We start from the raw sequence: 18,166 nt of genomic DNA on the forward strand, positions 1-18,166 counted from the left end.
TGGCCTCAGAACGGGAACTTGAGGCCGGGAGGGATCGGCAGTCCGGCCGTCATCTCCTGCATCTTGGCGTTCATCTCGTATTCGACCTTGCCCTTGGCGTCGTTGTGAGCGGCAATGATCAGGTCCTCGAGCACGGAGACGTCGTCGGAGACGAGGCTCGGGTCGATCTTCAGGCCCTTGAGCTCACCCTTGCCGTTCAGCGTGACGACCACCAGCCCGCCGCCGGAGCGGCCTTCGGCGGTCATGTCGGCGACCTTACTTTGAAACTCTTCCATCCGCCCCTTCATCTCCTGGGCGGCCTTCATCATGTTCATCAGGTCTTTCATTCGTCATCGTCCTCGTCGCTGTCGCGGTTCATCATGTCCGCGTAGGCCTCGATGGGCACCTGTTCCTGCTTGACGGTGACCCGCACCGTGGCACCAGGAAAAGTATCGAGAATAGCCTGCACCAGTGGATCCTGATGCGCCTCCTGCCTTACGGCTTCCTGCCGCTCCTCGCGCTGCTCGCGCATGGTGGGCACGTGCTGGGCATCGGTCTTGAGCGTGATCAGCCACTGCTTGCCGGTCCAGAGCTTCAACCGAGCCTGTAGCGTCTGGATGATCGCCGGATCGGCGTTCTGCACCAGCGCCACTTCGAGCCGGCCATCGCCGATCGACACGGGGCGCAGCGACTGCTCGAGCGCGAGCTTGACCAGCACGTCGCGCTTCTCGCCGGCGAGAGCGACGATCTCGGCATAGCTGCGTGGATTGGCAAAAGCCTGCGGCGCCGGCTGCGTAGTCACCGGAGCCGCCGCCGGCGCAGCCTCGAACTGCGGAGCGACCTGCGGCTGCAACTGTCGTGCCGCCGAAGGGCCGCCCGCACTTCCGCCGCCGCCACCATTGCCGCGTGCCACCGGCGCCGTCTGCGGCGTGCTGGGGATAGGCTGGTTCGAGAGCTTAGCGATCAACTCGTCCGGGCTCGGCAAGTCGGCGGCGTAAGCGAGGCGGACCAGCACCATTTCGGCTGCCTGCAAGCCGTTGCCCGCCTGCTGAACCTCGTCATAGCCCTTGAAAAGGATCTGCCACGAACGGCTCAGCGCCCGCATGCCGAGCTTGGTGGCAAGCTGGGCACCGCGGCTGCGCTCGTCGGGCGTCAGCGACACGTCGTCGGCTGCGGCCGGCACCACCTTGATGCGAGTGACGAGATGGGTGAAGTCGCAGAGATCGGCGATGATCGTCTGCGGGTCGGCGCCGGCGTCGTAGAGTTCGCGGAGGTTAGTGAGCGCATCGGCGATGCGGCCGGCCATCAGAGCTTCGAACAAGTCGATAGTGCGCGCGCGGTCGCCGAGGCCGAGCATGGCTTTGACCGTCGCGGCGGTCACCTTGCCGTCGCCATGGCTGATGGCCTGGTCGAGCAGGGACTGGTTGTCGCGGACCGAACCCTCGCCGGCACGGACGATCATCGACAGCGCCTCGGGCTCGTAGTCGATGCCTTCGCGGCCGAGTAGGTCGATCAGATGCGCGTTCATGATGTCGGGCGGCACGCGGCGCAGGTCGAAGCGCATGCAGCGGGAGAGGATCGTCACCGGCACCTTGCGGATCTCGGTGGTGGCGAAGATGAACTTCACATAGGGCGGCGGCTCTTCGAGCGTCTTCAGCAGGCCGTTGAAGGCCGCGGTCGAGAGCATGTGCACTTCGTCGATGATGTAGACCTTGTAGGGCGCCGAAACGGGCCCGTACTTCACCGAGTCGATGATCTCGCGGATGTCGTTGATGCCGGTGTTGGACGCGGCGTCCATCTCGACCACATCGACGTGGCGCCCCTCGATGATGGCGCGGTCGTGGATGCCTTCCTTGGTGAAGTCGAGCGTCGGGCGGCGACCGTTCTCGTCCTCGTAGTTGAAGGCGCGGGCGAGGATGCGGGCGGTGGTGGTCTTGCCCACGCCGCGCACCCCGGTGAGGATGAAGGCGTGATGGATGCGGCCCGATTTGAACGCGTTGCGCAGCGTCTGCACCATCGCGTCCTGGCCGATCAGGGAATCAAAGCTCAGCGGCCGGTACTTGCGCGCCAGCACCAGATAGGGCGACGACGCCGTGGATGCGGCGGGCGCAGGCGGGTCGTCGGGGAACATTCCGTCAGCCATGGAGAGCATATAGCGACCGGCAGCGCGGATCGCAAAACTTCATGCCGTCGCAGGCAGGGTGAGAACGGAGATTTATGTGGGGAAAGTAGGAGGCTGGCAACGACCCGTGAAGGTCTCGTTGGGGCTGCTTCCTTCCGGACCTGACCCGGTTGGCGAGGAACACGTCCGCGCCAACCTCCCGAGCCGGTATATGGCGCGGGAATGCGGCGATGGCAAGATGCAACCGCGACCCGAGTTCAGCCGTTTCTCTACGCCGAGCGTGTCGGAGTTTGAACAAATGATCGCCAGGGGAAGCCAGGATGAAAGCGAGGTCCGCCATCATATCGCGATGTGGCAGGGGCTGATCGCGCACTGGAATGTACTCGCGGACGGCTATCGCGCGGCGGGGCGCGGGCGGGCCTTTGCAACCGACAGCCTGCTCAGGGAAGCGGACCGGACGCGCCAGGACATCCTTGGTGCACTCGATCTCAGCGACCGGCTGATCGACAATCTGGCGCCCGGGCATGACCTCAGGCGCGACCTGTTCCAGATCGTTTCGGCCCTCGAGTGCCTGAGCGAGAGCATCGCGATTTCGGCGGAAGCCATGGTGCCGAGGATCGAGGCGAGCCATAACGTGGCGGGGCTCAAGTACCTGCTCGGGGCATTGAAGAAGGACGCAGGGCTTACGTCTTAGCTGTGCTGATGCATCCGGCGGCCATAAGCCCCGGAGGATGTCAAAGAGCAGGCGGGGAGACCGGCGCGGTTTTCAGCCACGCGGGTAGTCCGCAATGAAACGGCCGTCGCCGCGCCGGTCTTGATCGGGATGGAGTTAGATCTGGGGGATCCAAGGAGCGAACCCCCATCTCGCCTCTCGTCCACATTACTGTGTCGGAGCCCGGATGGGTGGCCGGTTGTCGGTCCCACAAACCCGCCACGGCACGACTGCCATGGCTCCCGATATCCACCCACCGACCGTTCGTAGCGACCGCCCGCCCGTGGTTGGACGAGATGAGGATAAGCGGGGGTGGAGTGTGAGGGGATAAGTTTCCGGGCAGAGCGGTGTCGTCCCGTGCCGGGATGAACGCGTCCCTCAGAGCTTGTTAACAAACTCGGGCGCATTCTTATCAACATCACGAGCCCAAGGAGGGCTTGTCATGTTGAAGTCAGTCCGTGTTCCACTCGATCTGATCGCCGTCAGCCAGATGCAGCGGGCCAGCATCCGCGAAGCCGGCGCGCCGCTCTATCTCCCCGCCTTCCAGAACCAGATCCTCGAAGCCGAGGCGCGCAGCGCCGAGGACGACACCGATCTCGACTGGGGCGTCGAGGCCGGCGGCATCACCATCGGCGCCGACGAGGACGACGACTTCTACTGAGCCGCGACAATCGGATCCGGCGAGGCCGCCGGATAGACGCCCAGCACGTGGAAGTGGTCGGTGAAGAACTTCAGTTCCTCGAAAGCGAACTGAACGCTCTTGTCCTCGGGATGCCCTTCGATATCGGCGTAAAACTGCGTCGCGGTGAACGAGCCATCGAGCATGTAGCTCTCGAGCTTGGTCATGTTCACGCCGTTCGTCGCAAACCCGCCCATCGCCTTATAGAGCGCCGCCGGCACGTTGCGCACACGGAAGACGAATGTGGTCTTCACCTTGCCGTTGTCAGGCTTGGGGGTTTCGGGATTCTTCGAAATGACGAGGAAGCGCGTTGTGTTGTGCGCGGCATCCTCGATATTGCCGGCGATCACGTCGAGCCCGTAGACCTCGGCGGCAAAGCGCGAGGCAATGGCACCGACGGTCTTGTCGCCGCGCTGGGCGACCTCGCGGGCGGAGCCGGCAGTATCGACTGCGTTGATGGTTTTGAGCTTGTGCCTGGCGATGAACTTGCGGCATTGGCCGAGGGCCACCGAAAGCGACTGCACCGACTTGATCTCCTCGAGCCTTGTGCCGGGCAGTCCCAGCAGGTTCATCTCGATGCGCAGGAAGTGCTCGCCGTTGATGAACAGCCCGCTCTGCGGCAACAGGTGATAGATGTCGGTGATGCGGCCATAGAGCGAGTTCTCGACCGGCACGACACCGTAGTCGGCATCACCGTTCTGCACGGCGGTGATCGTGTCCTCGAAGGTCACGCAGGGCAGCGCCTCGTCGGCGGGAAAGAGCGCGTGGGCCGCGGCATGGCTGAACGCACCGGGTTCGCCCTGGAACGCGATCTTGCGGGACATGGAAATAGCTCCGTAGTGACAGGCGGCGCCTTAATGCGACCGAGCAGCCGCCAAGTCAATGTTGAGGCACTTGCTCCAGTTTTCTCGTTGTCGCAGGGGCGCCGAACCCCGTTGCACGGGTGAAAACCGCAGACTATCTTCCGCCCGCGTCGGGACAGGGCTTGAAGCGCCGGTGCAGGCTAGGTAAGGCCTTGCATCTGTTCCGCCGTTCAGCAAACCGGCGTCAAAGGCTAAGATACCCGCGATGGATTCGTTCGAACTCAACAAGATCATTGGCGCCATCCTTGGCACCCTGCTTTTCGTCATGGGCGTGGGGTTCCTGGCCGAAGCCATCTACCACCCGATCGTGGACCGTGGTCCGGGTTACGCCCTGGCGGAAGCCGAGGCTCCGGGCGAGCACGGTGGCGCCGCCGCCGAAGCCCCGCCGGAAGTTCCGCTCGGTGTGCTGCTCGCCAGCGCCGATGCCACCGCCGGCCAGGCCGTGTCCAAGAAGTGCGCCAGCTGCCACAACTTCGGCGAGGGCGAAGCCAACAAGACAGGCCCGGGCCTCTACGGCGTCGTCGGCCGTCTGATCGGCAGCCACGAGGGCTTTGCCTATTCGGCCGGCATGGAAGCGCACAAGGCCGCGGGCGACGTGTGGTCGTACGAGAACCTAAATGCGTTCCTGACCGCGCCCAAGAGCTTCACGCCCGACACCAAGATGAGCTTTGCCGGCGTCAAGGATCCGGTCGAGCGCGCCAATCTCCTCGCTTACCTCGCGACGCTTTCCGCATCGCCCGTGCCGTTCCCGCCGGCTGAAGCGGATCCCGCAGCTGCCGCAGCGGCCCCCGCCGAAGGCGCCGCACCTGCTCCCGACGCTGCTGCTGCGCCGGCCGATGGTGCTGCCGCTCCTGCGGCCACCGAGGCACCGGCGGCCACCGAAGCTCCGGCCGCTTCGCACTAAGCGGCGTTGCCTATCGCGATCAATTTCAGAGCCGCGCCCATGGTGCGGCTCTTTCGTTTTGGGGATCCGACATGACGACCTTGCTGCTCCACCTTGCCGATTTCAACGAGCGCCGCTGGGCCGACGGCTATGCCGCCGCCCTCCCCGGCCACAAAGTGGTGACGCGGGCCGACCAGTATGATCCGGCCGAGGTCGACTACATCTTCATCTGGAAGCCCAAGGCGGATGCGTTCGACGGGCTCACCAACCTCAAGGCGATCCTGTCGCTCGGCGCTGGGGTCGACGCGGTGCTGCGGCACCCGAACCTGCCGGCGAACGTACCGGTGGTCCGGTTCATGGACAGATCGCTCACGCAGCAGATGTGCGACTACATCCTTAGTGGCGTCCTCGCCCATCACCGGCTCGATACCCGCTTTGCCCGCGACAAGGCGGCGAAGCGCTGGTCCCAGCTCTATCCGGCTCCGGCCTGGAACACGACCGTGGGTGTGATGGGGCTCGGGATGATCGGCAGCGAAGCGATCCGCTTGCTCGGCGCCATTGGCTTCAAGACGCGCGGCTGGGCCCGCAGCAAGAAGGAGATCGAGGGCACGCCGACCTTCGCCGGCCCGGAAGAGTTCGATGCCTTCCTTGCCGAGACCGATATCCTCGTCAATGTGCTGCCACTGACGCCCGAGACGCACGGCATCCTCAACTACGACACGGTATCAAAGCTTCGCCGCGGCGGGCTCGACGGCTACGGCCCGGCGCTGATCAATTGCGGGCGCGGCGGCCACCAGCGCGAGGCCGACCTGATCAAGGCGCTGACCGATGGAACGCTCGGCTCGGCCAGCCTCGACGTGTTCGAGACAGAGCCGCTGCCGCAGGAGAGCCCGCTGTGGGAGCTCGACAACGTGCTGTTCACCCCGCACATCGCCGGGGCCTCGACGGAAAAGACGGGCGTCGCCTTCTTCTCGCACGTGATCCTCGACCACGAGGCCGGCAAGCCGCTGCCCAACGTCGTCGACCGCAGCCGCGGCTACTAGAGGCTAGAACATAGGAAGTGGGAGGTAGGAATTAGAAGGTAGACAGTCGCGGCCCGCGACAGAAGCCGGTCTTGCGCTACGTCCTACCTTCCAATTCCTGCCTCCTACCTCCTCACAGCGGCAGTTCCCAGTACTCGCCGATGAGGTCGCGGCCGAAGCTCCGGTGCGGCTTGCTTTCGACGAGGGTGAAGCCGGCGGCCGCATAGAGCTTGCGCGCCGCCAAGAGCTCAGACTGGGTCCAGAGCCTGATTTTGCGATAGCGCTTGTCACGAGCAAAGCGGATCACCTGCTCGACGAGCAGCTTGCCGACGCCGAGCCCGCGCGTCTCGGGCTCGACATAGAGCAGGCGGAGCTGCGCCGTGCCGTTGCCGGCGTCCACGACGAAGACCGAACCGACGATGCGGCCGTCGCGTTCCGCGATCCAGCAAGCGTCGGTCGCCGGGTCGAATTCCTGCAGGAACTTACCGCCAATCTCGGCCGCCAGCCCCTCGTACGAGCCGTCCCAGCCGAACTCCTGCGTATAGAGCTGCGCCTGGCGACCAACGACGTGAGCGATATCGCCGACCCGGTGCGGCCTCAGGACGATCGAGGCGGTTCCGTCGTCGCCGTCGAGAATTCGCCCGATGGTCTGCATGGCGGACACGAGCTGACGTTTTTCCATCTCGGTGAGCGGCGCAATTAGATCGGCGATGGCGCGGTCGGCGGCGGCATCGAGCTCGCCGAAGGCCCGATCTCCGTCGGCAGTGAGCGCCAGCTCGCTACGGCGCTTGTCCTGGGTGCCGGGTGAACTGGCGATCAGCCCGGCAGCGACGAGCTTGTAGACCATCCGGCTCATGTAGGCCGGATCGACCCCCATCGCCCGGGCCAGCGTCGCGCTGTTGGAATGGCCCGCCGCATCGAGCTCGTAGAGCAAGCGGCTCTCCGCCGGGCTGTAGCCGGTTTGCGAATAGTGTTCGTCAAACAGACCGAGCCAGCGGGAGAAGGCGCGGTTGAACTGGCGAATCTGGGCAATGCGGTCATCGGTCATGCCGACGATGATGCGCCGATAGTTGACCTTGTCAACTATACCGTTGCTTCAGGTAACCATAGACGGCGCGGATGCCCTGGTCGGTGCCGCCATAGGGGCGACCAGCGCGCGCCTCGGGGGCCCAGGCGTAGATGTCGAGATGCACCCAGGCCTTCGCCTGCTTGACGAAGCGCTTGAGGAAGAGCGCCGCCGTGATCGATCCGGCGAAGCCGCCGGAGCCGGCGTTGTTGATGTCGGCGATCCTGGACGAGAGCATCGATTCGTAGGGGGCATGGAGCGGCATCCGCCACAGCAGGTCGTCGGACGGCGCACCGGCGGCGAGGAGGCCGGCGGCCACTTCGTCGTCGGTCGAATAGAGCGGCGGCAGTTCCGGGCCGAGCGCGGTGCGGGCAGCGCCGGTGAGAGTCGCCATGTCGACGATCAACTCGGGGCTCTCCTCGTCGGCGAGTGCCAGCGCATCGCCGAGGATCAGCCGGCCCTCTGCATCGGTGTTGCCGATCTCGACGGTCGAGCCATTGCGGGCCCGCAGGACGTCGCCGGGACGGAAGGCCGGGCCGGAAATGGCGTTCTCCACAATAGGGATCAGCACGCGCAGGCGCACTCGCAAGCCGGCGTCGATGATGGCGTGGGCAAGGCCAAGAATGTTGGCAGCGCCGCCCATGTCCTTCTTCATCAGCAGCATGCCGGACGAGGGCTTGATGTCGAGGCCGCCGGTATCGAAGGTCACGCCCTTGCCGACCAGCGTCACCTTTGGGTCCTTGGCTTTACCCCAGCTGAAATCGACGAGCCGAGGCGCCTCAGCCGCTGCGCGACCGACCGCATGGATCATCGGGAAGTTCTCCTTCAGCAGGTCGTCGCCAACGATGACCTTGGCCTCGAGCTTGTGGCGCTTGCAGAAAGCTCGGATTTCCTTTTCGAGCGCGGCGGGGCCGAGATCGTTGGCCGGCGTGTTGACGAGATCGCGGGCGAGATAGGCCGCGTCGGCGAGCCGGGTGACTTCGGCGAGATCAGCACCGGCCACGTCATCGAGCACCGCCGGCTCGCGCGGCTTGCGATAGCGATCATAGCGATAGGCACCGAGGCGGAAGGCCAGCGCCGCGATGGTCGGATCGCCGAAGTCTCCGGCAAGGCTGTAGCGGCCGGGCTCGAGGGTCGCGGCGGCTGTGCCGAGGATGAGAGGTGAGCGGCCGGCGGGGTCGCCAAGTCCGAACAGGTAGCCGGCGAGGCTCCCCTCATCCCCCGGCAGTGGAAGCAGGCGCCCGCGTTGCCCCGTAAACCCCTGCGCCTTGGCCCATTTCGACTGTGCGGCGCTGAGCGTCGACGGAAGCCTGCCGTCCTCCACGGCGATGAGGGGGAGCGTCTTGGGCTTGGCCATGGTCGGATCCGTAGGTGAGGCGGGAGCGCACGATGTACGCCCGCTGCCCGCCCCTGACAACGGCGGGAAAGCCGGTTTAACCCGCTGTTAGGGTTAATCAATTATTGCTCAACTACGTGCCCACGAGGAAGTTCGCCGTGTTGTCCCGTTCCGTCCGCCCGCTGCTCAAACCCTGGCGCGCCCTTCTCCTCGCCGGTGTCGCCGCGGTTGCGCTCTCTGCCTGCGCGTCAAACCCGATGACCACCGGCGCTATCGGCGACCAGCCCTCGACCGGGCTCGCCGGCAGGCAGTCTGCGGCGCTCGCGCAACTGGCGGCACACTACAAGAAGAACCCGGGCGACAGGGCCACGATCATCTATTACGCGGCAGCGCTGCGGGCCAACGGCCAAGCCGAGCAGGCAGTGGCGGTGCTCGAGAATGGCGTCACCAGGTTCAAGGACGACCGCGAGATCCTGGTCGCCTTCGCCAAGGCGCTGGCCGCATCGGGCCAGTTCGACCGCGCCCTCAACATCATCGACCGGGCCATCGACCCGGCTTCGCCTGGGTGGAACGAGCTGATGGTCAAGGGCGCGATCCTCGATCAGGGCGGCAAGAACGCCGAGGCCCGCAAGCTCTACACCCAGGCCATGAAGATCGCGCCGGACCAGGCGTCGATCCACGCCAATCTCGGCCTTTCCTACGCCATGACCAACGAGCTCGACAAAGCCGAGTCCGAGTTGCGCATGGCGGTGAAGATGCGCGGCGCCACCAGCCAGGTGCGGCAAAACCTGGCGCTCGTCGTCGGCCTGCAGGGCCGCTTCGACGAGAGCCGCACTCTCTTCGCCGCGGAACTCCCGCCCGACCAGGTCGAGGCCAACATGGCCTACATCAAGTCGCTGCTGACCCAGCAGAATCGCTGGGATTTGGTGAAGCAGCAGGGGTAGGAAGTAGTAGTTCGAGGGTAGGCACTAGGAACGAAGAAGGCGCCCAGGGGGCGCCTTTTCTACTTCCTACGTTCTACTCCCACCTTCTCAACCGCCGCCGCTGAAGTAGCTGTTCGAGAACACGCGGATGATGGCCGGGGAGATAATGACGATGAACAGCACCGGCAGGAAGAACACGATCAGCGGCACAGTCAGCTTGGGCGGCAGGGCGGCAGCCTTCTTTTCGGCCTCCATCATTCTCTGCTCGCGGCCTTCCTCGGCCATGACGCGCAGTGCCGAGCCGACCGAGGTACCGTGCCGTTCGGACTGGATCAGCGCCTGCATCACCGACTTGACGTTGTCGAGTCCGGTGCGGCGGCCGAGATTCTCATAGGCGCGGGTACGGTCCTCGAGAAAGCTCAGCTCGGCGGTGGTCAGCGTCATCTCTTCGGAGAGTTCGATGCTCTGCGCGCCCATCTCCTTGGCGACGCGCTTCAGCGCGTGCTCCACCGACATGCCGGCTTCGACACAGAGCAACACAAGATCGAGTGCATCGGGCCAGGCCCGGCGGATCGACTGCTGGCGCTTGATCGTCTGGTTCTGAAGGAGCACCGCCGGCAGGTAGGCGCCGATGAGGCCGACGAGGAGCGCGTAGATCGCGTTCATCCATAGCGGCTTGTCGGCAAAGACAGTGAGGCTCATGTAGCCGAAGGCAAGGATGAACAGCGCGAACGGGGTCACGAAGCGGATGAACAGCCAGGTCGTCAGCGCCGACTGCCCCCGGTAGCCGGCTCGCGCCAGCTTGTCCACGGTGCCTTCGTCCATGAACGCCTTCTCGAGCGAGAATCGCTCGACGACGTTCTTCATGTAGTCCTTGCTCTGGACATTGCGGATGGTCCGCGTGCCCTGCTCGGCGTCGCCCGTGCCGCGCAGACGGGCCATTTCCATGGCACGCATCTTCTCGCGTTCAAGCGCCACGCGCTTGATGCGCTGGCGCATCTTGGAGCCGCCGGTAAAGAAGGTGGCGCCGATCGAGAAGACAGCAGCCGCAGCGGCGATGGCGGCGAGCGCCGCGATCAGGAACTGGGGGTCGGTAAGGGTATCGATTAGCCGCTGCAACGCCGGACTCCTAGACGTCGAACTGGATCATCTTGTTCATGATGAAACCGCCCATGAACATGAGGACCGCCGCGATGCCGAGCATGATGTTGCCGATCTGGGTGTTGATCATCGGCAGCAGATAGGTCGGCGTGGTCAGCGACACGAGGATGGCGACGATGATCGGCAACGACCCGATGATACCGGCGGAGGCCTTGGCTTCGGACGACATGGCCTTCACCTTGGCCTTCATCTTCTTGCGGTTGCGCAGCACGCGGGCGAGGTTGCCCAGTGCTTCGCTGAGGTTACCGCCGGCCTGGGCCTGAACCGTGATGACGACGATGAAGAAGTTCACCTCGGGCAGCGGCACGCGGTCGTAGAGTGTCGTCACCGCTTCCTGGATGGTCTTGCCGACCGATTGCTGGTCGAGCACCCGCTGGAAGTCGGACTTGATCGGCTCCTTGGCCTCCTTGGCGACGAGGCGCATGGAGTCGTTGAGCGGCAGACCGGACTTCACGCCGCGCACGATGGCTTCCACGGCGTTCGGAAGCTCGTCGAGGAAGGCGTTGTGATACTTCTTGCGCCGGCGACTGACGTACATGCGTGGCAGCAGGTAGCCGCTGGTGACGCCGAAAATGATCCAGTAGTACCAGTCGAGCTGCAGCACGAAGCAGATCACGGCGACGACGACGCCGACGATCACCGAGTTGCGGATGAAACCGGCCGGCTTGATCTTCATGCCGGCCTGGTAAAGCCGGTCGCGCAGGGGGACGTGCTTCTTCTTGCGCTCGAGGGCCGCAGTCTGGGCCTTGAGGGTCTGCTGCAGTTCCTTGCGGCGCGTGTCGCGGTTCCGGTCGGCCTCGCCAGCAACGCGGGCGGCGCGCACATCGCCCTGCATCGCCTTCATGCGCTTGTCGGCGCGACCGCTGCCGAATACCGCCGGGACTAGCGCAAAGCCCGCCGCTGCAACGGCGATGGCGGCGAGGATGGCGTAGATAAGCGGGCTCATGGGCTGGCCTTATGACCCGAGGATGTCTTGCTGTTCGATGTTCGACTTCTCGAGCGCCTCGACGAGGTTGGGCTCTTCGTTGAAGTAGCGGGCGCGTTCGGTGAAGTTCGGCTTGGTGATGCCGGTCGAGCGGTGGCGCCCGACGAGGTTGCCGTTCGCGTCCTCGCCGATGATGTCGTAGAGGAAGATATCCTGGGTGACGATGACGTCGCCTTCCATGCCCAGCACCTCAGAGATGTGGGTGATGCGGCGCGAACCATCGCGCAGGCGGGCGGCCTGGACGATCACGTCGATCGAGGAGCAGATCATCTCGCGAATGGTGCGGCTGGGCAGAGCGTAGCCGCCCATGGTGATCATGGATTCGAGACGGGAAAGCGCCTCGCGCGGGCTGTTGGCGTGGAGCGTGCCCATCGAGCCGTCGTGGCCGGTGTTCATAGCCTGCAACAGATCAAACGCCTCGGGTCCGCGCACTTCGCCCACGATGATCCGCTCAGGACGCATACGGAGGCAATTCTTGACGAGGTCACGCATGGTGATCTCGCCCTCGCCTTCGAGGTTGGGCGGGCGGGTTTCGAGCCGCACCACGTGCGGCTGCTGCAGCTGCAGTTCGGCCGAGTCCTCGCAGGTGATGACGCGCTCGTCCTTCTCGATGAAACCGGTGAGCGCGTTGAGCAAGGTGGTCTTGCCCGAACCGGTACCGCCGGAGATCAGAATGTTAGCGCGCACGCGACCGAGGATGCGCAGCACCTCGGCGCCCTCGGGCGAGATCGAGTTATACTTGACCAGCTGCGGAAGGGTCAGCTTGTCCTTCTTGAACTTACGAATGGTGAGCGCGGCGCCGTCGATGGCGAGCGGTGGGGCGATCACGTTGACGCGTGAGCCGTCGGGGAGGCGGGCGTCACAGATGGGGGAGCTTTCGTCGACGCGGCGGCCGACCTGGGACACGATGCGCTGGCAGACGTTCATCAGGTGCGCGTCGTCGCGGAAGCGGACGTTGGTGAGCTTCACCTTGCCGCCGACCTCGATGTAGCACTTCTGCGACCCGTTCACCATGATGTCGGCGATGTCGTCGCGCGCCAGTAGCGGCTCGAGGGGGCCGTAGCCGAGCACGTCGTTGCAGATGTCCTCGAGCAGGTCTTCCTGCTCGGAGATCGACATGATGATCGATTTGAGCGCGATGATCTCGGCGACGATATCGCGGATTTCCTCGCGCGCCGTCTCCTGCTCCATTGTAGCGAGCTGGGAAAGGTCGATCGAGTCGATCAGGGCGTTGAAGATCGCCGACTTGGTCTGGAAGTATTCCTTGTCGCGCGTCGCCGCTTCGGGGCTGCGCACGTCGATGACCTCGTCGGGGCGCTTGATGTCGATCCCCCGCGCGGGCTCCGACCGTGTGGCCGGAACGACTGGCGCGACCGAGGGCCGCGGCACGGGGGCCGCGCCGGGAGTATTGCCGCCGAAAGTGGTACGTCTACCGAACATTCAGAAAGCCCTCAGGCGCGCTTCTTCTTGAGGAACGGCAGTTTCAGCCCACCCATGGAGGAGGCTGCCCGTTCCGGGGCGTTGCGGCCGGTGACGTGCATGCCGATCAGGCGGAACACCTCGTTGGCCTTGTTGTTGGCCGAGACCTCGGCGATCATCTGCCCGTTGTTGGCGGCGGTGCCGAAGGTCGCGGCGTCGAAGGCGATCTGGCCGAGCAGCCGGCACTCGACGGAGGTGGCGAATTCGGCCGGCGCGATCTCGGGGCGGCGCGGAATGCCGACCTTGTTGATCACCAGCATGGGCTCGCTCTCGGTGGGGCGCAGCGCCTTGATCGCGTCGGAGAGGTTCTTGGCGTTCCGCAGATTGGCCAGGTCCGGCTCAGCGACGATCACAATTTCATCGATGGTGGCGATGGTGTAGCGCACCCAGGCGTTCCAGGTGTGCGGCAGGTCGAGCACGACGATCGGCGTCGACTTCTGGCTGAGTTCGAGGATCTGCTCGAACTCGCGCTCCTCGAAATCGAAGGTGCGATCGAGCATAGCCGGAGCGGTGAGGAGGCTCACATGGTTGGCCGCCTTGCTCATCAGACGGTCCAGCATGGTCTGGTCCATCTTCTGGGCGTTGCCCCCGATGGCGTCGGCGATGCCGTGCGGCGGATCCTGGTTGAAGTTGAGGCCGGCCGTTCCGAAGGGCAAGTCGAGATCGAGGATCAGCGTATCCTGACGCAGGTGCTGGCTTACCGCCCAGGCGACATTGTGCGCGACGGTCGAGCTGCCGGAACCGCCCTTGGCTGAGATGAAGCCGACGGTGCGGCCGATCGGGGCGGCGCCTTCGGCGGCAAACAGCTCGGTGATGGCGGAGACGATCGTCTGGGCCGAGGCCGGCAGCACTATGTATTCGGAGACGCCGGAGCGGATCAGCTCGCGATAGAGCAGCACGTCGTTGACGTGGCCGAGGACGATCAGGCGCGTAGAGGCATCGCAGACTTCGGCGAGGCGTTCGAGCGCATGCGGGATCTCTTCGGTCGGCAACGAGGTCTCGACGAGGATCAGGTTCGGCGTCGGATTGGCGCGGTAGGTCTCGATGGCGCCCTCGAGGCCACCATTGTGGGTGGTGAGCGCCACCTTGGACATACGCCGGTCGTGCACCGCCGACTCGACCAGCTGGGCGGTCTGCGAATGCTCGCAGAATGCCTGGATGGTGATGCGGGGGATCAGCCGCGCGCCTGCGGCGACGTCCAGCACCGTTTCTTCGGCAGCTTTGCCGCCATCGCGGGAGAGCAGACTCATGACAACCTTACTCCATCAATCCAGCACGAAGCCGACGTTACCGTCGTAGCTGCCGCGCGTGCCGGCCGGGCCGACACCGTACATCGTCTCGATACGCCCGAGGAAAATAGCCTCGGCATCGTTAGCAAATACCATCCTGTCGGCCGGGGTCTCGGGAGCTTCCTGCGTCGCTTGGGCGAGATAGGGCGTCACGAGGATGACCAGCTCGGTCTGCGAGGTGATGAAATCGCGCGAGCGGAACAGCGTGCCGAGGATCGGAATGTCACCGAGGCCGGGCAGACGGTGCACCTGCGCGCGGGTCGTTTCCTGAATGAGACCGCCGATCGCGAGGGTCATGCCCGCGCCGACCTCGACGCTGGTCTTGGCAGAGCGCTTCTTGATGCCCGGCAGCGTAACCGTGCCGACGGTGATGCTGCCCTCGGGGCTAAGTTCGCTGCTCGTCGTATCGATCTGCAAACCGATCGTGCCGTTGGACTTGATGGTCGGGGTGAAGTCGAGCGTCACGCCAAAGTCTTGGTAGGCAAAGGACACCGTGTTGTCCGAAACGCCGGTCGGCACGGGGAACTGGCCGCCTGCGGTAAAGGATGCGGTCTGGCCGGACATGGCGGTCAGCACCGGTTCGGCCAACATGCGGGCAGCGCCGCGCTGTTCCATGGCGCGGATTTGCGCGTCGATCGACAGCGGCCCGACGTCAAGGCCCAGATCGACTCCATTGCTGGTGAAGATGTTCGAAACGCCGCCGATGGGCTGCGTGGAAACGAAGCCGGTGGTCAGCGCGCCGCTGTTGATGCTGCCGCTCAGATTGATGCCGAACTCCTTGGCGAGGCTGCGATTGACCTCGGCCACGGCGACTTTGATCATGACCTGCTGCGTGCCGCCGACCTCGAGCACGCTGGTGACGTTGTCCTGTCCGCCGGCGAATTGCGCCGCGATCGACATGGCCTTGTGCAGGTCGTCGGCGCTGTTGGCTGAACCGGACAACACGATGCGGTTGATGAGGTTGCCGTCGGCATCGGTCATCGCAACCGCCTCAACGTCGATCTGCGAGTTGGGGATGACCTTGGCGTAGGTGTCGCGCAGCACCGCGGCGACGCTCGAACTCTGGTTGTTGGTGCCCTTGGTGCTCACATCCAGGACAAGGATGGTGCGACCCGAGGCATCCATGAAGAAGATGTTGCTGTCACCCGGCCCCAGGGCCTGAACAATGGCGCGGCGCTTCGAACGCAGGATCGCGTTGGCCACACCCGGCTGGGAGACGATGACCTCGTAGGCATCGACCGGCAGGTCGACCAGCATGGACTTGTTGAGATCAAGGCTCACCTGCTGGGTCGAGCCGAAGCCGCTGGCGGTGAGCTTGAGGTGCGTGGACTCGGCCGCCCGCCCCTCGACGAGCCCGAGCGGGGCAAGCCCGAGAGTGGCGCCGACAGCCGTAGCAGCGACCATCAGACGCGCGGATCGGGCAACGAAGCCGCGGACGGGGCGGACGGGGACCGGGGTCATCACGTTATCCTCACGCATCATTCGGCCTGCTCTTCTGAGCCGGTACCTTCAGTGGCCAGCTGCCGGTCGATGTCGGCTTCGTTGCCGACAACCGACTCGCCAGCGGGCGTGGTCGGACCGTCGACGGGGGCATCGTCACTGGCCGGTTCGGTGTACGCGGCGTCGGTGACCTCGGCGCCGTTGGTCGCCGGCATCACGGTGGCATCCTTGCCGAAGCGGATCATCTTGATCGCCCGGCTGGTCTCGTTCTGGATCGCGTCGCCCGGCGACTGGGCGAAATCGGCGATCGAGCGGAGAACCACCGAGAGCTTGCCGAGGCGGGTGGCGTTGATGATCATTTCACCCTGGGCCGGGGTCAGCTCGAGAGTGGCGATCGTGCCGCCCTGGAAGGTGCTGACGTCCGTTGCCTTGGTGTCCTCACCCTCTTTCTTGGCCGCCTGGTTGATCTGGCCGAGACGGGTGCCAATGGCGAGAATCTTGACGTTGGCGAGGATGGTTTGGCTGATCCCGCCACGGGTCAGCACCACGTCTACGCGGTCGTTCGGCACCACGAAACCACCGGCCGCGGCGTCGGCGCTGACTGGCACGGACACGCCGCGCATGCCCTTGGGCAGGACGGCGGAGAGGTAGCCCTGGTCGGAGCGCACCAGCTTCTGGTCGGAGATCGGCTCGCCAATGAAGATTTCAAAGCGGGCAACGGTGCCGTTCATCTGCGTCAGGGCATCGGGCAGCTCAGCCTCGGTGACATACTCGTCCCGCACCGACAGCTCGGGCCAATCCATCCATTCGATCGTATCGGCACTCAACCGCTGGCCGACGCCGATCGGCGCCTTGGCGATAAGGATCTTGGCCTTCTTTTCTTCGACGATCTGGGTCGGACCGGGGACAGCGACCTGTTGGGGGGTGCCCTGGCGCATCGCGAGAAATGCCGCCAATCCGCCTGCCAGCAAAGCTACGAACAGCAGGATAATACGCGAGGCACGCATGGCTCAGACTCCAAGCCGACTGAGCCCCCAAAGGCCCGGTTACACTTGCCAACGACTATCGGGGCAAAGGGTCAAAGTTTGGTTAATCGAAGCTTGTCAATTACGGTTAACGACCCGTAGCGCGAAGACTTTCAGCCGATGAGCAGTTGAAAGACGACGCTGGTCGGGTAGACCGCCAGCCCGGCTGCGGCGAGCGCGATGCCGTAGGGTACGCCGGTCTTGGCGTCGTGGAGCTTTTCGATCCAGCCGACGAACTTGAGCTGTGGCGGCAGGGGCAAGCGACGCACGCCCAGCAAGGCGAGGGTCAGGCTGCCGCCCAGCAGCGAGGCGTAGATCATGTAGGCGATCGCACCGGGGAAGCCGAACCACAGCGCCGTGGCCGCGATCAGCTTGGCGTCGCCACCGCCAATCCACCCGAAGGCAAAAAAGCTGAAAGCGACGAGAAGGACGACGATTCCGGTCAGCGCGTGAACGCCTATCTGCTCGAACGGCATGCCGATAAGCAGCGCCAGGGCGAAGAAGGCGACAATGAGCAACAGCACGAGCTTGTTGCTGATCCGCATGGTGAGGAGATCCGAACAGGCCGCATAGGCCATCAGGGCCGGAAACACGAACAGCAGCGGGACGGTGATGAATGCGGGCATGATCTGGCGGCGGTTCAATGCCGGCAGACCCGGCGCGCCGCCACTCTCGGTGGTTCGTGGTTAATAAACCAGAAACGGAAAGGGGACCCACTGGGGGTCCCCTCCGAACTCTTTTCGAGCCCCGTAGCGACTTACGCGTCCGGGATATTCTCGGTAGCGGTACCAAGCTGGGTCGAGATCGCGGAGAACAGACCCGAGAGGCTGCCGCCCAGGGCGGTAGCGGCGGCGATGATACCGACGGCGATGAGCGCGGCGATCAGGCCGTACTCAATGGCGGTCGCGCCAGACTCGTCGTTCACGAAGTTAGCAACAGTGTTCATTTTTGGCTCCTTGCACACGTCATTCTTGTGATCGCATCGTTTGATGCGTCCTGCACCGTTCGATACGTCACACATCGAACATGCCCAAAAGCTAGCGCTCGACCTCTTGACATTGAGTTAATGTTGAAGCCCGCAAAGCCCCGGAATACAGGGCTTTCAAGCATACTGAGCGGATCGTTAAAGCAGTCGATCCAATTGTTCAGACCTGGCACCAAGTAATACGACCGAGCCCCGCCACCGCTGTTCGTGCGTGTTG

General features: G+C 64.5%; 18 protein-coding genes and 1 other RNA gene. 5 read left to right on the top strand and 14 right to left on the bottom strand.

Annotation, left to right across the window (positions count from 1 at the left end):
- Window positions 1-5: 5 nt before the first annotated feature.
- From ACOYW5_RS10725 to ffs, 3 genes are all read right to left on the bottom strand, one after another.
- On the bottom strand, window positions 6-326 hold the full coding sequence (locus ACOYW5_RS10725; RefSeq protein ID WP_423069241.1) for a YbaB/EbfC family nucleoid-associated protein: 321 nt from the start codon (window positions 324-326) through the stop codon (window positions 6-8).
- Window positions 323-2,122 carry a DNA polymerase III subunit gamma/tau gene (locus ACOYW5_RS10730; protein WP_423069242.1) on the bottom strand — a complete coding sequence of 600 codons (1,800 nt, stop codon included), beginning with the start codon at window positions 2,120-2,122 and terminating at the stop codon, window positions 323-325. The genes ACOYW5_RS10725 and ACOYW5_RS10730 overlap by 4 nt, the downstream gene beginning before the upstream one ends.
- Before the next feature lie 84 nt (window positions 2,123-2,206).
- Window positions 2,207-2,302: signal recognition particle sRNA small type (gene ffs, locus ACOYW5_RS10735), an RNA gene on the bottom strand.
- Window positions 2,303-2,399: 97 nt separating this feature from the next.
- Between ffs and ACOYW5_RS10740 the strand changes: the two genes are divergently transcribed.
- Together ACOYW5_RS10740 and ACOYW5_RS10745 are read left to right on the top strand one after the other, a co-directional pair.
- The gene (locus tag ACOYW5_RS10740) at window positions 2,400-2,795 is read left to right on the top strand and encodes a hypothetical protein (RefSeq protein WP_423069243.1); all 396 of its coding nucleotides are present in this window, start codon (window positions 2,400-2,402) and stop codon (window positions 2,793-2,795) included.
- A 460-nt stretch (window positions 2,796-3,255) separates the two neighbouring features.
- The gene (locus ACOYW5_RS10745) at window positions 3,256-3,474 is read left to right on the top strand and encodes a hypothetical protein (RefSeq protein ID WP_423069244.1); all 219 of its coding nucleotides are present in this window, start codon (window positions 3,256-3,258) and stop codon (window positions 3,472-3,474) included.
- Here ACOYW5_RS10745 and ACOYW5_RS10750 read toward each other — a convergent pair.
- Window positions 3,468-4,316, bottom strand: a complete 849-nt coding sequence (locus ACOYW5_RS10750) for a prephenate dehydratase (RefSeq protein ID WP_423069245.1) — start codon at window positions 4,314-4,316, stop codon at window positions 3,468-3,470. The two genes, ACOYW5_RS10745 and ACOYW5_RS10750, sit on opposite strands and share 7 nt — an antisense overlap.
- Window positions 4,317-4,560: 244 nt before the next feature.
- Between ACOYW5_RS10750 and ACOYW5_RS10755 the strand changes: the two genes are divergently transcribed.
- Window positions 4,561-5,259 carry a c-type cytochrome gene (locus ACOYW5_RS10755; RefSeq protein ID WP_423069246.1) on the top strand — a complete coding sequence of 233 codons (699 nt, stop codon included), beginning with the start codon at window positions 4,561-4,563 and terminating at the stop codon, window positions 5,257-5,259.
- 71 nt (window positions 5,260-5,330) lie between these two features.
- A complete protein-coding gene (locus ACOYW5_RS10760; protein ID WP_423069247.1) occupies window positions 5,331-6,281 on the top strand; it encodes a 2-hydroxyacid dehydrogenase in 951 nt (316 codons plus the stop codon).
- 112 nt (window positions 6,282-6,393) lie between these two features.
- Here the strand turns inward: ACOYW5_RS10760 and ACOYW5_RS10765 are convergent, their stop codons facing one another.
- Both ACOYW5_RS10765 and ACOYW5_RS10770 read right to left on the bottom strand, forming a co-directional pair.
- Window positions 6,394-7,308 (bottom strand): bifunctional helix-turn-helix transcriptional regulator/GNAT family N-acetyltransferase, encoded by a 915-nt coding sequence (locus ACOYW5_RS10765; protein ID WP_423069248.1) that lies wholly within the window; start codon window positions 7,306-7,308, stop codon window positions 6,394-6,396.
- Between the two features lie 31 nt (window positions 7,309-7,339).
- Window positions 7,340-8,683 carry a leucyl aminopeptidase family protein gene (locus ACOYW5_RS10770; protein WP_423069249.1) on the bottom strand — a complete coding sequence of 448 codons (1,344 nt, stop codon included), beginning with the start codon at window positions 8,681-8,683 and terminating at the stop codon, window positions 7,340-7,342.
- Between the two features lie 140 nt (window positions 8,684-8,823).
- On the opposite strand from ACOYW5_RS10770, the gene ACOYW5_RS10775 reads away from it, so the two are divergent.
- On the top strand, window positions 8,824-9,606 hold the full coding sequence (locus ACOYW5_RS10775) for a tetratricopeptide repeat protein (protein WP_423069250.1): 783 nt from the start codon (window positions 8,824-8,826) through the stop codon (window positions 9,604-9,606).
- Window positions 9,607-9,693: 87 nt separating this feature from the next.
- On the opposite strand, the gene ACOYW5_RS10780 is transcribed toward ACOYW5_RS10775, so the two are convergent.
- From ACOYW5_RS10780 to ACOYW5_RS10815, 8 genes are all read right to left on the bottom strand, one after another.
- A complete protein-coding gene (locus ACOYW5_RS10780) occupies window positions 9,694-10,704 on the bottom strand; it encodes a type II secretion system F family protein (protein ID WP_423069251.1) in 1,011 nt (336 codons plus the stop codon).
- A gap of 10 nt (window positions 10,705-10,714) precedes the next feature.
- Window positions 10,715-11,692 carry a type II secretion system F family protein gene (locus ACOYW5_RS10785; protein ID WP_423069252.1) on the bottom strand — a complete coding sequence of 326 codons (978 nt, stop codon included), beginning with the start codon at window positions 11,690-11,692 and terminating at the stop codon, window positions 10,715-10,717.
- A gap of 9 nt (window positions 11,693-11,701) precedes the next feature.
- Window positions 11,702-13,171, bottom strand: coding sequence for a CpaF family protein (locus tag ACOYW5_RS10790; RefSeq protein ID WP_423069253.1), 1,470 nt, complete (start codon window positions 13,169-13,171; stop codon window positions 11,702-11,704).
- Between the two features lie 11 nt (window positions 13,172-13,182).
- On the bottom strand, window positions 13,183-14,460 hold the full coding sequence (locus ACOYW5_RS10795) for an AAA family ATPase (RefSeq protein WP_423069254.1): 1,278 nt from the start codon (window positions 14,458-14,460) through the stop codon (window positions 13,183-13,185).
- Between the two features lie 15 nt (window positions 14,461-14,475).
- The gene (locus ACOYW5_RS10800; RefSeq protein ID WP_423069255.1) at window positions 14,476-15,960 is read right to left on the bottom strand and encodes a type II and III secretion system protein family protein; all 1,485 of its coding nucleotides are present in this window, start codon (window positions 15,958-15,960) and stop codon (window positions 14,476-14,478) included.
- 17 nt (window positions 15,961-15,977) lie between these two features.
- Window positions 15,978-16,946: a Flp pilus assembly protein CpaB gene (cpaB, locus tag ACOYW5_RS10805; RefSeq protein ID WP_423069256.1), complete on the bottom strand. Its 969-nt coding sequence runs from the start codon at window positions 16,944-16,946 to the stop codon at window positions 15,978-15,980.
- Window positions 16,947-17,077: 131 nt separating this feature from the next.
- Entirely contained in the window at window positions 17,078-17,590 is a 513-nt protein-coding gene (locus ACOYW5_RS10810) for an A24 family peptidase (RefSeq protein ID WP_423069257.1), read from the bottom strand.
- Between the two features lie 131 nt (window positions 17,591-17,721).
- Window positions 17,722-17,910 carry a Flp family type IVb pilin gene (locus ACOYW5_RS10815; protein ID WP_423069258.1) on the bottom strand — a complete coding sequence of 63 codons (189 nt, stop codon included), beginning with the start codon at window positions 17,908-17,910 and terminating at the stop codon, window positions 17,722-17,724.
- Window positions 17,911-18,166 lie beyond the last annotated feature (256 nt).

It is taken from the genome of Devosia sp. CN2-171, assembly GCF_049354815.1.
GTDB lineage: Bacteria > Pseudomonadota > Alphaproteobacteria > Rhizobiales > Devosiaceae > Devosia_A.